The sequence below is a fragment of the Tenacibaculum profundicola genome (assembly GCF_057220795.1).
Genome location: NZ_CM170137.1, coordinates 4,410,564 through 4,423,877 on the forward strand (window position 1 = coordinate 4,410,564; position 13,314 = coordinate 4,423,877).

Here is a 13,314-nt window from a genome sequence, read left to right on the forward strand (position 1 = left end):
CTTTTTAAGTATTTAGCTTTTTTTTTATTACTGATCTTTTTGTTCATAGTTGCTTGTAATATGTTAGTGAACAAGAATGCTACTGATAAAACATTTTCGAATCCAAATACAATAAAAGCAAATAAGGTAGGGCTGGTTTTAGGTACTTCCAAATACTTGTCAAATGGGCGAATAAACTTATATTATACGTATAGAATCGATGCGGCCGTTAGGTTGTATAAAATAGGTAAAATACGCTATATAATAGTGAGTGGAGATAATGGTTCTAGAGGGTATGATGAACCTACTGATTTTAAAAATGATTTGATAGCGAAAGGTATTCCAGAAAAACATATTTTTTTAGATTATGCTGGGTTCAGAACATTGGATTCCATTGTAAGAGTCAAAGAAATATTCGGTCAAAACTCTATAACCGTCATATCTCAAGAGTTTCATAATGAAAGAGCTATTTATTTAGCAGAACATTTTAAAATAGAAGCTGTTGGTTTTAATGCTAAAGGTATTACGGGTAAATATGCTTTAAAAGTTGAATTAAGGGAGTATTTAGCGAGAGTTAAATTATTTATAGATTTATTCATTGGGACAGAGCCTAAATTTTTAGGCAAAAAGATAAAAGTTGTATAGTGAATACTGTGAAAAGTAAAAAAAAAACAGTAAGTTTCTAATAGAGAGAAATTTATGTCTTCATATCTGCTGTATTCATAAGTGAAATTGTAAATATATGTGGGGTGGAAATAATAAAAAGAACAGCAAAAATTATGCTGTGCATGTATATGGTATCTCGAAAATATACATAAATAAGAATCATAATTAGTAACCCGATTAACCAAAATAGGACGGACTTTCTTAGGTACTTGTAAAAATTTATTGAAGAAGTGTTGCCATAAAGAAAATTTAATTGATCTAAAATAGAAGGGATACTATGCCAAACTATAAAATAGATACTAAAACCAACGATTAAAGAAGAGACGTTAAACAATAAATACAGAACTCCTAAGTAAAATAATTCTTCGAACATTATACTGAAGTTATTGCATGTTATACAATGTTTTATGAGACGAAAAATAAACGAGATAAAGGAAGTTGCTGTTAAGGTCAAGCAAGTGAGTAGGGTAAGTTGAACTTGAAAGAGGTCATCTAAAATAAGGTTTGTTTCTTCTAAGTTAGTTAAAAATAACATTGAAAAGAGGAAGAGCCCATAAAAAATATAAATTCCATGTCGTTGTTTGTTGTTGGGTTTCATTTTATGATGAAAATTTTGTTCTCAGAAATGGTAAGCGCTAAAAGAAATGAATAAAAATAAAGCTGTTTGGGGAGATAGAAAAAAGATCATACTAGCTATCGCTATGATAAATGAGAAGCCAATATTTGTTGCGGTTTTAAACGTCTTTTGGTTATTTTTAAGAGAATTTCAATATCATTTGTTCCGTGAATCATACCTAAAGTTAAGGTAAAGAATAGGATAAAAGATAATTGGTAGTGCTTGTGGTTGTTGAAAAAAACCAGAAGATGAACATACTGATAAATATTATAGAGTGTTGTTGTTTAGGTGTTTAATATAGTCGTTTAGTTGTTTTGTGTTTTTATTAAACAAAACTAAACCTTATATCTATGTTTTTAAATTTAAATTTTCTTACAGTAAGTAAAATGGCAACGAATGATTACGTTGGTTTTACATTTTTTGTTGGTTGTATGGCTATGATGTCAGCTTCGGTGTGTTTTTTTCTTTTCCATGAATGGTTTTAATAAGAAATGGAGAGTCTCTATTTTGGTATCAGGATTAATAACTTTCATTGTGGCAGTTCATTATTGGTACATGCGTGATTACTGGGTGGCACATCAAAAGTCTCCTACGTTTTTTAGGTATGTTGATTGGATTTTAACCGTTCCGTTAATGTGTGTTGAGTTCTATCTAATTTTAAAGGTAGCAGGAGCTAAAAAGGCTCTAATGTGGAAACTTATATTTCTTTCTTTAAAATGTTGATTACAGGCTATGTTGGAGAGGCTGTTGATCGAAATAATGCCCAAATTTGGGGGCTAGTTTCTGGTATTGCTTATTTTATTATTGCCTATGAAATTTGGTTTGGAAAAGCCAAAAAGTTAGTGGTCAAAGCAGGAGGTTCTATTTTAGTTGCTCACAAAACCTTATGTTGGTTTGTGCTTGTTGGGTGGTCAATTTATCCTCTAGGATATATGGCAGGTACTCCAGGTTGGTACGATGCGCTTAATGGATTAAGTATGGATGTTATTTATAATATCGGATATGCTATAAACAATGTAGGATTTGGTCTTGTTATTTATAATTAGCGGTTAACCAAAGTCAGGATTAAAAAGTAAGTGTAAGTATCTTGTAAGATACTTACACTTTTAGTATTTACATTGGTAGCTAGCAATCTGCTAATCCAACCGTAATGGCCAAACCACCCTCTGAGGTCTCTTTATAATTTTTGTTCATATCTTTAGCGGTTTCCCACATTGTGTCTATAACTTTATCCAGTGGAACTAAAGATTTTTCTGGATCTGTTTCTAAAGCTAGTTCTGCGGCGTTAATCGCTTTAATGGCACCCATTGTATTTCGTTCAATACATGGAACTTGAACAAGTCCGCCAATAGGGTCACAAGTTAAGCCAAGGTGATGTTCCATGGCAATTTCAGCAGCAACTAAACATTGAGAAGGTGTGCCTCCTAAAAGTTCTGTTAAGGCGCCTGCAGCCATGGCAGATGAAACACCGATTTCAGCTTGACAGCCACCCATTGCAGCAGAAATTGTAGCATTTTTCTTAAAAATGCTTCCGATTTCACCAGCGACAAGTAAAAACTTCTTGATGTGTGTGAAATCAGCTTCATGATTCTCTATAACTAGGTAGTACATAAGAACTGATGGGATAACACCAGCGCTTCCATTGGTAGGAGCCGTAACAACCCTTCCTAATGATGCATTTACCTCGTTCACCGCTAAAGCAAAACAACTTACCCATTTTAAAATTTCTCTAAATTTTACTTCCGTATTCCTAATGCAATGAAGCCATTCTTGCTTGTTGGTATAAGTCGATTGTTTGATTAGTTTTTTATGGGTATTAAAGGCTCTCCTTTTAACATTTAAACCGCCAGGTAAAATACCTCCGGTATGGCAACCAATATACATACATTCCAACATGGTATTCCAAATACGAAGTAGCTCTTTGTCAATCTCGGCTTCACTTTTTAAAACCAACTCATTTTGTAGCACAATATCAGAAATGTTTTTTTCTTGAGAGATACAATATTTTTCCAGTTCAGCCGCTCTATTTATGGGAAAAGGAAAATTATTTTTATTAATTTCTGTAGAAGAGGATGTGGTAAATTCTTCTTGAATAACAAAACCACCACCAATTGAGTAGTAGGTTTCGCTTGAAATTTCGTCTTTTTCTTTTGAAAAAGCTTTAAACGTTAATCCATTTGCGTGAAAAGGCAAGAAGTTTTTATGAAAGACTATTTGGTCTATAGAAAAGTTTAATACTTTTTCAGCATTGAAATTTAAGGTTTCGGTTTCTTTAATTTGAGCGATAACACTATCTATACGATCAATAGGTATATATTCTGGATCTGTGCCACTTAAGCCAAGTAATATGGCTAAATCGGTTGCATGGCCTCTTCCAGTTAATGACAATGATCCATAAAGATCAACTTTTACAGAGGATACTTCTTGAATCAGGTTGTTGGTTTTTAGTTTTTGAATCCATTGTTGAGCAGCTCTCCATGGACCCAATGTATGAGAACTTGATGGGCCTACACCAATTTTTAGCATATCAAAAACACTAATAAATTGTGACATAATTGTTAGTTGTTTGTTGATGGCTAAAATATAAAAAACCTGCATAAATAGTGTATGCAGGCTATAAATTTTAATAAAGAAAACGCACTACATTCCGTATACAGATTCTTTATTGAATTTCTTCGTTAACATATAGTAAACCACAGCTCGGTATTTATTCCTCTCAGATTTTCCAATTCGTCCTATTACCTCCTCAATTGCATCGTCCAATTCAGAACCCTCGGTTAATCCTAATTTTTTAATTAAAAAATTCTTTTTTACTGTTTCTAACTCCTTCGGATCTGTTCCAGATACAGTTTCAGCATCTTTTTTATAGATAGAAGGACCTAACCCTTTAGTCACAGCCTTTAATAAATCAGTGTTTGAACGGATATCTCTATCGTCCATAAATTTTTTATATAATTCTACTTTTTCGTCAAATTTACTCATGATTTTTTGTTTAAAAATTATTTTTTTAATTAAATATTTTAACTCTCTCAAATATAGAAAAATAATTTATGGATTCAAATAATGTATATTTATATTATGAAGGGCCTAAAATTGTTAACTATTTTGTTAACAACAAATATTTGTTAATGTTACTGGGCACGATTGTTGTTGTAAATTTATGTGTAATTCAAATCCAAAGCCTATGCCTGTAACAAAATTTGAATCGATGTTAAAGACAAACAGTGTTTATTTCTTTGATGCTACAGAGTTTGAGTACATTATAGAACATTATTTAAACATCGGGAAGCACGCATTAGCAAAAAAAGCAGTTAAGTTAGGTTTAGAGCAACACCCAACTTCAATTCAATTAAAGCTAATGCAGGTAGAGTTGTTGGTTTTTGAAGACGAATTGCAAAGAGCAATAGCTTTACTTTCGGAAGTTGAAGCTGTAGAACCACACAATGATGAGGTTTTCATTCAAAAAGCAACTATTTTATCAAAGAAGAAAAAACACAAAGAGGCGATCGTTGTTTTAAAATCGGCTATTGAGTTTGTGGAAGAACCAGAAGATATTTGGTCTATGATCGGTATGGAATATCTCTATTTAGATGATTTTGAAAATGCTCGTTTAAATTTTGCAAAATGTATCGAGGTAGATTACGAAGATTATTCATCGCTATACAACATCGTCTATTGCTTTGATATGGAGCAAAATAATAAGGATGCGATAAGGTTTTTGAATAATTATTTAGATAAAAATCCATATAGTGAGGTTGCTTGGCATCAGTTAGGAAGACAGTATTTTGAGATAGGAATGTATGCAGAAGCCTTGCAGTCATTTGATTTTGCAGTTATTATAGATGAGGCTTTTATAGGCGGATACCTTGAAAAGGCAAAGACGCTTGAACAATTAGAGCGTTATCGAGAAGCGATAGATAATTATCTAATAACACTAGAATTAGACGACCCTACTGCTTATGCGTATGTTAGAATTGGAGAATGCTACCAAAATCTAGATAATTTAGCGACAGCAATTCATTTTTATAAGAAAGCAGTACATGAAGACCCGCTTTTAGATAGAGCTTGGATGTTGCTAACAAATGCATGCTATACAAATAAAAACTATGAAAAGTCACTTTATTACATTAAGAAAGCACTTCAAATAGATGAGGAAAATGCATTGTTTTGGAGAAAGTATGGTGATATTAACTTAAAATTAGATTTTTTTGAAGAGGCCGCAAAGGCTTTTTACAAATGTATTGATCTAGGTGATAAAGAGATTGAAATATACGTTGCTATTGCAGATGTCTTATTGTTTTTAGGAGATTACAAAGATGCGCTGGATATTTTAAAAGATGCAAAAAAAATATACAAGGATTTTGCTGAAGTAGAATACCGTTTGTGTGGATTGTATATGATTCTTAACAATGAAGAACATGGTTTGACCCATCTTAGGGATGCGTTGGCTATAGATTATGAGTATCATTTTATAATAGAAGAATTATATCCATTAGTGTTTAGAGAACCTAAAGTAAAGGAGATCATAGATAATTTTAAAAAAGTAGCTAAGTGATTTTAAGCTAAAGACGTTGCGAATACTTAGGTATTGATAACATAAAACCTTTTTCAGAAATGAAAGAGGTTTTTTTTATCAATTTTAATAAGAATAGGTCGATTTGTCTTTCTCTTCAGGGTATTTTATATCATAATTTGAAATTACTTTAAAAGAAACAAGGCTGTTTTATTAAGGTAATTTTAATTTGTAAATGGCATTATATACCTTTATATTACGGTTAACCTAGAAGAAGACATAGTCGATTAAATAGTAGGTTTTCTTATAGTAACAGCTTTCAATTTTAAAAACAGATAGTATATATAATTGATATAAAAACATTAGTTTTTATATAAGGTTTAATTACCTAAACTATCAACAATGTTTAGTATTGAATCAAATGATATGGAACGTCTATTTTTATAGGAACTATGTTATAATTATCATTGTTATAATGTAATATAAATGGTTATCATCATAGGAAACATTTATATTGTTCTAACGAGAGTTTTTTGAGTTTTAAAAGAACTAGTTGGTTGATTGTAGATGTTATAAAGCTTATGAAATAAATATATAAAGGAGTGTAAAAGAATATAAAGTTCAATGATTAGCCCCAAAAATAAAAACTCGAGAGTGACCAATAAATAAGAGTAGTATTAAGAAATAAATAAGAGCAGAACAGGTATGAAGTTTTTACAAAGTAAAACGCTTGTAAAAAGCGTTGTTTTAGAGTAGTATAACCGAAAACGATTTCGTTTTTTTTAGAAAAAACAAAACAAAAAATAAGTAGATTTGACACGTAGATTATGATAGAAAATATAAAAAAAATAGCAGTTATAACTTCCGGAGGAGACGCTCCTGGAATGAATGCAGCAATACGATCGGTAGTTAGAACATGCGCGTATTATAAAATTGAATGCGTAGGTATCTATAGAGGATATCAAGGTATGATTGAAGGAGATTTTACAATAATGACAGCCCGTAGTGTAAATAATATAATACACAAAGGAGGTACCATTTTGAAGTCGGCCAGATCAAAAGAGTTTATGACCAAGGAAGGAAGGCAAAAAGCTTATCAAAACTTAAAAGACAATAACATTGAAGCCCTTGTGGTAATTGGAGGTGATGGATCTTTTACGGGAAGCGTAGTTTTTAATGAAGAGTTTGGGTTTCCTGTGTTAGGGATCCCTGGAACGATAGATAATGATATTTATGGCACATCACATACTATAGGATATGATACAGCTTTAAATACAGCGATGGATGCAATTGATAAAATACGTGATACGGCATCCTCTCATAATAGATTATTCTTCGTGGAGGTCATGGGGAGAGATGCTGGATTTATTGCTTTAAATGTAGGGGTAGGGGCAGGTGCAGAAGAAATTCTAATACCAGAAGAAGATTTAGGCTTAGATAGAATGCTAGAATCGTTAAAAAAGAGTAAAAGATCAGGGAAATCATCAAGTATTGTTGTTGTTGCTGAAGGAGATAAATCAGGGAAAAATGTTTATGAGTTAGCGGACTATGTAGAAGAGAATTTACTCGAATACGAAGTAAGAGTTTCTGTGTTAGGTCATATGCAAAGAGGAGGTTCACCTACATGTTTTGATAGAGTATTAGCGAGTAGATTGGGAGTGAGAGCCGTTGAATTATTAATTGAAGGAAAAACCAATTTAATGGTAGGCTTACAAAATAACCAGATCATAGCTACAGATTTGCAAAAGGCAATTAAAGGAATAAACAACATAGATATGGAACTCTTGAGGGTTTCGGATATTATGACTACATAAATTAAAATTAAATTATGATTAAAATAGGGATTAATGGATTCGGTAGAATTGGTAGATTAGCATTAAGATCTGCAGTAAAACGCTCAAATGTTCAAGTAGTAGCGATTAATGACTTATTGGATGTGAGTTATTTAGCATATATGCTAAAACATGATTCTGTGCATGGGGCATTTGATGGAACTGTAGAAGTTGTTGATGGGAAATTAGTAGTGAATGGTAATCAAATTAGAATAACTGCTGAACGTAATCCTGAAGATCTAAAATGGGATGAAGTTGAGGCTGATTATATATTAGAGTGTACAGGTTTTTTTACATCCAAAGAGAAAGCCGAATTACATATTAATGGTGGGGCTAAAAAAGTGGTTATATCAGCACCTTCACCTGATGCTCCCATGTTTGTTATGGGGGTAAACAATAAAGAATTGAAAAAATCGGATATCGTTTTTTCAAACGCTTCTTGTACAACTAATTGTTTGTCGCCAATAGCCAAAGTATTAAATGATAATTTTGGAATTGAAGAAGGCTTAATGACAACAGTACATGCAAGTACGTCAACACAAAGAACTGTAGATGGACCATCATTAAAAGATTGGAGAGGAGGTAGAGCGTCGTTGCATAATATTATTCCTTCTTCCACAGGAGCAGCAAAGGCAGTCGGGAAGGTAATACCTGAATTAGATGGTAAGTTAACAGGAATGGCATTTAGGGTGCCTACTATGGATGTTTCTGTAGTCGATTTAACAGTGAAATTGAAAAAGGAAGCAAGCTATGATACCATTAAAAAGGCGATGTTAAATGCCTCTGAAAACGAAATGAAAGGTGTTTTAGGCTATACAGAAGAAATGGTCGTTTCTCAAGATTTTATTGGTGATACACGTACTTCTATTTTTGACGCAAATGCTGGAATAGCTCTTTCAGATAATTTTGTTAAAGTGATCTCTTGGTATGACAATGAAATTGGATATTCAAGCAAAATGGTTGATTTAGTAGAGTATTCAGCAGCATTATAGAGGGTTTTTTTATCTTTCATTAAAAACTGATAGTATTTTAAAGACTATCAGTTTTTTTGCATTTATAAGTTTTATATTTGTACTACTAAAAATAGTTGGATAAAAAGCTTGTTTTTTTTTGTGAAAAACAAGAAAAATAAAGAAAGAATGATAAAAATTGGAATTAACGGTTTTGGAAGAATAGGAAGAATTGCATTCCGTTCTGCAATATCGAGAGATACTATTGAAGTATTAGCAATAAATGATTTATTAGATGTTGATTATTTGGCGTATTTATTAAAATATGATTCTGTTCATGGACGGTTTAACGGTACTGTTGAGGTAGAAAATGGTAATCTAATTGTAAATGGAAAGGAAATTCGTGTTACAGCTGAAAGAGATCCAAAAAACCTTAAGTGGGATGAAGTAGGTGTTGATTATGTAATAGAATCGACAGGTTTTTTTACCGATAAAGACAAAGCATCCCTACATTTAATTGGAGGAGCTAAAAAAGTTATTATTTCGGCTCCATCCAAAGATGCAAATATGTATGTAATGGGTGTAAATCATAAAAAACTATCCAAAGAAGAAGTTGTTTTTTCAAATGCATCCTGTACTACAAACTGTTTAGCACCATTAACGAAAGTGATACATGATCATTTTGGGTTAAAAGAAGGTTTAATGACAACAGTGCATGCGGCAACATCTACGCAAAATGTTGTAGACGGACCTAATAAGAAGTGGCGTAGAGGAAGAACGGTAGTGAATAATATAATACCTACTAGTACAGGAGCAGCAAAAGCTGTAACTAAAGTAATCCCTGAGCTTGAAGGGAAATTAACGGGTATGGCAGTGAGAGTACCGGTAGCAGATGTTTCTTTGATAGATTTAACGTTCAGAACAGAAAAATCTACTTCTTTAAAAGAAATATTGGCAACCTTAAAAAAAGCATCAGAAGAAGATTATAAAGGGATTATTGGTTATACAGAAGATGAAGTGGTTTCTCAAGATTTTGTTTCTGAACCGAGAACATCAGTAGTTGATGCTGATGCGAGTTTAGAGCTCAATGAAAACTTTTTTAAAGTCATATCTTGGTATGACAATGAATTTGGTTATGCAACTAAAATTGTTGATTTACTTGAGTATGCCGCGTCCTTATAAAACGTATAATTTTAAAAATGGTGTGTCACTTTTAATAAACATGGTATAACCAAATATAAATTTATGGAGATAGCGATTATAGCGCATGATGGTAAAAAAGATAAAATGGTAGAGTTTTTACATAAACATAAAGCCATTTTACAGCAAAAAAACATCCAATTGATATCTACGGGTACAACGGGAAAGAAAGCCGAAGAAGCAGGGTTTAAAGTAGGTAAATATTTATCAGGGCCATATGGAGGTGACGCTCAAATAGCAGGCAGAGTAGCAGAGGGTAAATGTAGTATGGTATTGTTTTTTAGAGATCCTCATGAAAAACATCCTCATGAACCTGATATATCAATGTTATTACGACTTTGTGATGTTCATGATGTACCCTTAGCTACAAACCCATCGACAGCAGAATTGTTAATTAAAGCGATATAGATAAAATAAGCTCCGTATTCATGAATACGGAGCTTATTTAGTATTCTATTTTATAGCGATCATGCTAATCTCTACATTTACAAATTTTGGAAGATTAGCCACTTCTACAGTTTCTCTTGCAGGGGCGGTATCTTCATTAAAATATTCACCATAAACTTCATTTATTTTCGAAAAGTTATTCATGTCTGAAATAAATATTGATGTTTTAATAACATTCTCAAAAGTCATGTCGGCCGCAGTTAATACTTCTTTCATGTTTTCCATTACTTGTTTCGTTTCAGCTTCAATAGATGTCAATACTAGTGCTCCTGTTGCGGGGTTAATTGCTATTTGGCCTGAAGTATATAACGTATCTCCACTTAATACTGCTTGATTATAAGGGCCTATAGGTTGAGGTGCTTTACTCGTTGTGATGATTTTTTTCATAAATAGTGATGTTTTCGTAATTCTAAAATAATACCCTGTCTGGTGGCTTGTTTTTATCCCATTTTAAGTCACTCATTACAGAAGACTTAACTCCAATAAAGAAATAGTAAGCTGAATTAACTCCAAAAGGAGTCCAGTTAAAATTAAAACGCCAACTATCTAAATCTCTTGAAAAATTAAGACGTGTGTAGGTAAATGCGTTGTTTTTTATGTCATAACCTGAAGAAAATCCTACTTTCCACTTAGGTGATAATTCAATATTACCACTAAACATTAACGAGTTATTGTTTATACCACTTGTTAGCCCATTATTTGCATAGTTCATGGCATATACTAAATTTAAAGACCATGGTACTTTTGCATTATATAGTTTGGTAACTTCTGTTTTAGAGCGGTCTTGGTTACCTACGGCGCCGGTAGCAAAACTATTTGTAGGGTTCATGTTTTGCCCAAATACGTCAGGAGTATTTTGGGCTCCATTACCTGTTTTTTCTTGATCTTTTTTGTCGTCTTTTTTTTCAAAATCTCTACTAGAAATAGAATAGTTGGCAGTAACACCAATATTGGTTAGTCTAAATAGATCTTCGTTGAATTTATTAATTCTTTGCCCTTCACTATTTATCTGATAAGGGTCTAAAGAGGCATTCATATTAATAGCAAGTTTATCTTTAAAAAGTCGGGTTCCCGCACTGGCATTAACAGTACTCCAACGCAAGCTATCTGCTGCAATATTATAACTGGTACTGAAGTTTAAGTTATTTAACAGTGTTATTTTCTTATCTTCTTCATCGCTATCCGGATCTTTTGGGGCTACTTTTGCTTCCAAAACGTTGTTAACAGAAATGCCGATAGAATTAGATAAACCACTACCAGGAGTACCATAGATCCCTCCCTCAAAGGGCGAATACGTAACGAAATCATTAGGAACATCACTTTGTTGTACCTGCAAATTATAGTTTTCTGAAAAGTCAGGGCGATAACCGTAAGAAATAGATGGTCTAATGGTATGTCTAATAGCTTTTAGCCGTCCTTTTTTAAAATTGAACGTACCGTAAATATTAGTAGATAATGAAGCTCCAAAGTTATATTCATTAAAACGGGTAAAACCATTGATAGTATCATTAATAACAGTTCCAAAGTTCCCATCCGTATTAACCGCTGAAGGGTCATATCGTTTATTGATTTTTTTAAAATACCAAACATCTTTATAATTAACAGACGGAGCCAGTGTAAAGTATTTAAACACTTTTAAATTGGTACTGGTACTTAAATTATGCTGGATACCAGATTTGGCAGTTTCAAACATTTTCGGTTTAAAAAAATCTTCATCGGTAGTGTTAACTCTATATTCTCCACTCATGTTGTAATTAAGTCCCATTTTTTGAATAGGATTTTTTTTCACGCCTCCTTTACCAGCTAAAGGGTATATCCTATCCATATTCAGTTGAATAGAAGGAAGTGTCATGGTGATCGAATTATTATTCGTGTTTTGTGAATGTGTTGCCGTAACATTCATATTGAATGGTGTTCCAACAAAATTTTTATAATACGAAACAGAAGAGCTAAGCGTATTTGTTAATCGCTGTGAATTGTTAAACTCATTAAGAGATTGATTATAATACTGACTACTTCCCAAGTTTACAGAGGCAGAAAACCGAGAATTAGGACTTGATTTTGCATCCTGACTATGACTCCATCGAATATTAAAATTAGACGATTTACTGTAATTACTCAATCCACGTATTCCTTCAATAATATTTTCAAACCTAATATTGAATGAACCACTCGATTTATATCGGAAACGGTAGTTAGAATCAAAACGAAGTCCCCAACTTCCGTTAGTATAGATATCTCCAAGCGCTGTTAAATCCATATAATCATTTAGAGCAAAATAATACCCTCCATTTTGTAGAAAGAAACCTCTGCTATTACTATCACCCCAAGATGGAATAATAAATCCTGAAGAACGTTTATCGGTTAAAGGAAAATAGGCAAATGGTAAAAACAATGGAGTAGGTACATCAGCTAAAACCAGGTGGCTTGTACCTACGATGATCTTTTTACCAGGAACAAGCTTGGCTTTATTAGTAGCGATATAATAATCAGGATTGTCTTTTTTAGAAGTAGTAAAACGAAGTTTACGCATATATATGGTGGAATCATTCACACGTTTCGTTTTTTCACCATAAGTAATGATACCGCTTTGAACAGTCTTTACACCGTAAACAAGTGCTTTTTTTGTTTTGAAGTTAAATAAAATAGAATCTTGTTCGCTTTCTTGTCCTCCCTGCTTAAAAACAGGCCTTTGATGATAGCCTAAACTATCTTTTATTCCTTTGGCATAGACTGTGTTATTCTTATAATCCAAAATAATAATACCGGCTTTTAAATCGATATCCGTATAGGTAACACTCGCGTTGTTATATAAAGTTAATGTTTTGTTTTTGGCATCTTGAACGGTATAATCTTCGGCATCATGCGTTATAATACCATCAATGACCTCTTTAGGTTTGATGGAATCCGAAACAATAGAGTCTTTTAGTTGGTTTAAATGACGCTCTATATTGACTTTAGAAATACTATCTTTTGAAAAAGTCAATTGCTTTTTCCTTTTAAGCTTTTGTTCTGGAATCTCTTTTTTGCCAAAATCTTGCGCATAGCTCAACTGGAAACAAAAGAGACCTAAAGTCAAAAGTATGTTGGTTAGATTTGTTCGCAATATTA

At 32.6% G+C, this 13,314-nt stretch carries 11 protein-coding genes and 1 pseudogene; 7 read left to right on the plus strand and 5 right to left on the minus strand.

The genetic code is table 11. The features are described from left to right. Positions 1-60: 60 nt before the first annotated feature. Positions 61-624, plus strand: a complete 564-nt coding sequence (locus tag AC2TDS_RS18065; protein ID WP_484736973.1) for a SanA/YdcF family protein — start codon at positions 61-63, stop codon at positions 622-624. 52 nt (positions 625-676) lie between these two features. On the opposite strand, the gene AC2TDS_RS18070 is transcribed toward AC2TDS_RS18065, so the two are convergent. Continuing rightward, on the minus strand, positions 677-1,243 hold the full coding sequence (locus AC2TDS_RS18070) for a Brp/Blh family beta-carotene 15,15'-dioxygenase (protein WP_484736974.1): 567 nt from the start codon (positions 1,241-1,243) through the stop codon (positions 677-679). Between the two features lie 368 nt (positions 1,244-1,611). On the opposite strand from AC2TDS_RS18070, the pseudogene AC2TDS_RS18075 reads away from it, so the two are divergent. Continuing rightward, positions 1,612-2,307 (plus strand): annotated as a pseudogene (locus AC2TDS_RS18075) (bacteriorhodopsin-like). 79 nt (positions 2,308-2,386) lie between these two features. Here the strand turns inward: AC2TDS_RS18075 and AC2TDS_RS18080 are convergent. Both AC2TDS_RS18080 and AC2TDS_RS18085 read right to left on the minus strand, forming a co-directional pair. Further along, positions 2,387-3,814 carry an L-serine ammonia-lyase gene (locus AC2TDS_RS18080; protein WP_484736975.1) on the minus strand — a complete coding sequence of 476 codons (1,428 nt, stop codon included), beginning with the start codon at positions 3,812-3,814 and terminating at the stop codon, positions 2,387-2,389. 87 nt (positions 3,815-3,901) lie between these two features. Further along, positions 3,902-4,243: a DUF2853 family protein gene (locus AC2TDS_RS18085; RefSeq protein WP_484736976.1), complete on the minus strand. Its 342-nt coding sequence runs from the start codon at positions 4,241-4,243 to the stop codon at positions 3,902-3,904. Between the two features lie 202 nt (positions 4,244-4,445). On the opposite strand from AC2TDS_RS18085, the gene AC2TDS_RS18090 reads away from it, so the two are divergent. The 5 genes from AC2TDS_RS18090 to AC2TDS_RS18110 all read left to right on the plus strand — a co-directional run bounded on the left by AC2TDS_RS18090 (position 4,446) and on the right by AC2TDS_RS18110 (position 10,164). Next, positions 4,446-5,816, plus strand: coding sequence for a tetratricopeptide repeat protein (locus AC2TDS_RS18090; protein ID WP_484736977.1), 1,371 nt, complete (start codon positions 4,446-4,448; stop codon positions 5,814-5,816). 785 nt (positions 5,817-6,601) lie between these two features. After that, on the plus strand, positions 6,602-7,588 hold the full coding sequence (gene pfkA / locus AC2TDS_RS18095; RefSeq protein ID WP_484736978.1) for a 6-phosphofructokinase: 987 nt from the start codon (positions 6,602-6,604) through the stop codon (positions 7,586-7,588). A 14-nt stretch (positions 7,589-7,602) separates the two neighbouring features. Beyond that, positions 7,603-8,598, plus strand: coding sequence for a type I glyceraldehyde-3-phosphate dehydrogenase (gene gap, locus AC2TDS_RS18100; protein WP_484736979.1), 996 nt, complete (start codon positions 7,603-7,605; stop codon positions 8,596-8,598). Positions 8,599-8,745: 147 nt separating this feature from the next. Continuing rightward, positions 8,746-9,738 carry a type I glyceraldehyde-3-phosphate dehydrogenase gene (gene gap, locus AC2TDS_RS18105; protein ID WP_484738976.1) on the plus strand — a complete coding sequence of 331 codons (993 nt, stop codon included), beginning with the start codon at positions 8,746-8,748 and terminating at the stop codon, positions 9,736-9,738. A 63-nt stretch (positions 9,739-9,801) separates the two neighbouring features. Further along, on the plus strand, positions 9,802-10,164 hold the full coding sequence (locus tag AC2TDS_RS18110; protein WP_484736980.1) for a methylglyoxal synthase: 363 nt from the start codon (positions 9,802-9,804) through the stop codon (positions 10,162-10,164). Between the two features lie 45 nt (positions 10,165-10,209). On the opposite strand, the gene AC2TDS_RS18115 is transcribed toward AC2TDS_RS18110, so the two are convergent. Both AC2TDS_RS18115 and AC2TDS_RS18120 read right to left on the minus strand, forming a co-directional pair. Further along, a complete protein-coding gene (locus tag AC2TDS_RS18115) occupies positions 10,210-10,590 on the minus strand; it encodes a Rid family detoxifying hydrolase (RefSeq protein WP_484736981.1) in 381 nt (126 codons plus the stop codon). Positions 10,591-10,612: 22 nt separating this feature from the next. Continuing rightward, positions 10,613-13,282 carry a putative LPS assembly protein LptD gene (locus tag AC2TDS_RS18120; protein WP_484736982.1) on the minus strand — a complete coding sequence of 890 codons (2,670 nt, stop codon included), beginning with the start codon at positions 13,280-13,282 and terminating at the stop codon, positions 10,613-10,615. Positions 13,283-13,314 lie beyond the last annotated feature (32 nt).

What these genes read in the sequence shown, in the direction of transcription:
- AC2TDS_RS18115 (WP_484736981.1), bottom strand. Translation starts at nt 10,590, where the DNA reads ATGAAAAAAATCATCACAACGAGTAAAGCACCTCAACCTATAGGCCCT.
- AC2TDS_RS18085 (WP_484736976.1), bottom strand. Translation starts at nt 4,243, where the DNA reads ATGAGTAAATTTGACGAAAAAGTAGAATTATATAAAAAATTTATGGAC.
- gap (WP_484736979.1), top strand. Translation starts at nt 7,603, where the DNA reads ATGATTAAAATAGGGATTAATGGATTCGGTAGAATTGGTAGATTAGCA.
- pfkA (WP_484736978.1), top strand. Translation starts at nt 6,602, where the DNA reads ATGATAGAAAATATAAAAAAAATAGCAGTTATAACTTCCGGAGGAGAC.
- AC2TDS_RS18065 (WP_484736973.1), top strand. Translation starts at nt 61, where the DNA reads ATGTTAGTGAACAAGAATGCTACTGATAAAACATTTTCGAATCCAAAT.
- AC2TDS_RS18070 (WP_484736974.1), bottom strand. Translation starts at nt 1,243, where the DNA reads ATGAAACCCAACAACAAACAACGACATGGAATTTATATTTTTTATGGG.
- gap (WP_484738976.1), top strand. Translation starts at nt 8,746, where the DNA reads ATGATAAAAATTGGAATTAACGGTTTTGGAAGAATAGGAAGAATTGCA.
- AC2TDS_RS18110 (WP_484736980.1), top strand. Translation starts at nt 9,802, where the DNA reads ATGGAGATAGCGATTATAGCGCATGATGGTAAAAAAGATAAAATGGTA.
- AC2TDS_RS18080 (WP_484736975.1), bottom strand. Translation starts at nt 3,814, where the DNA reads ATGTCACAATTTATTAGTGTTTTTGATATGCTAAAAATTGGTGTAGGC.
- AC2TDS_RS18090 (WP_484736977.1), top strand. Translation starts at nt 4,446, where the DNA reads ATGCCTGTAACAAAATTTGAATCGATGTTAAAGACAAACAGTGTTTAT.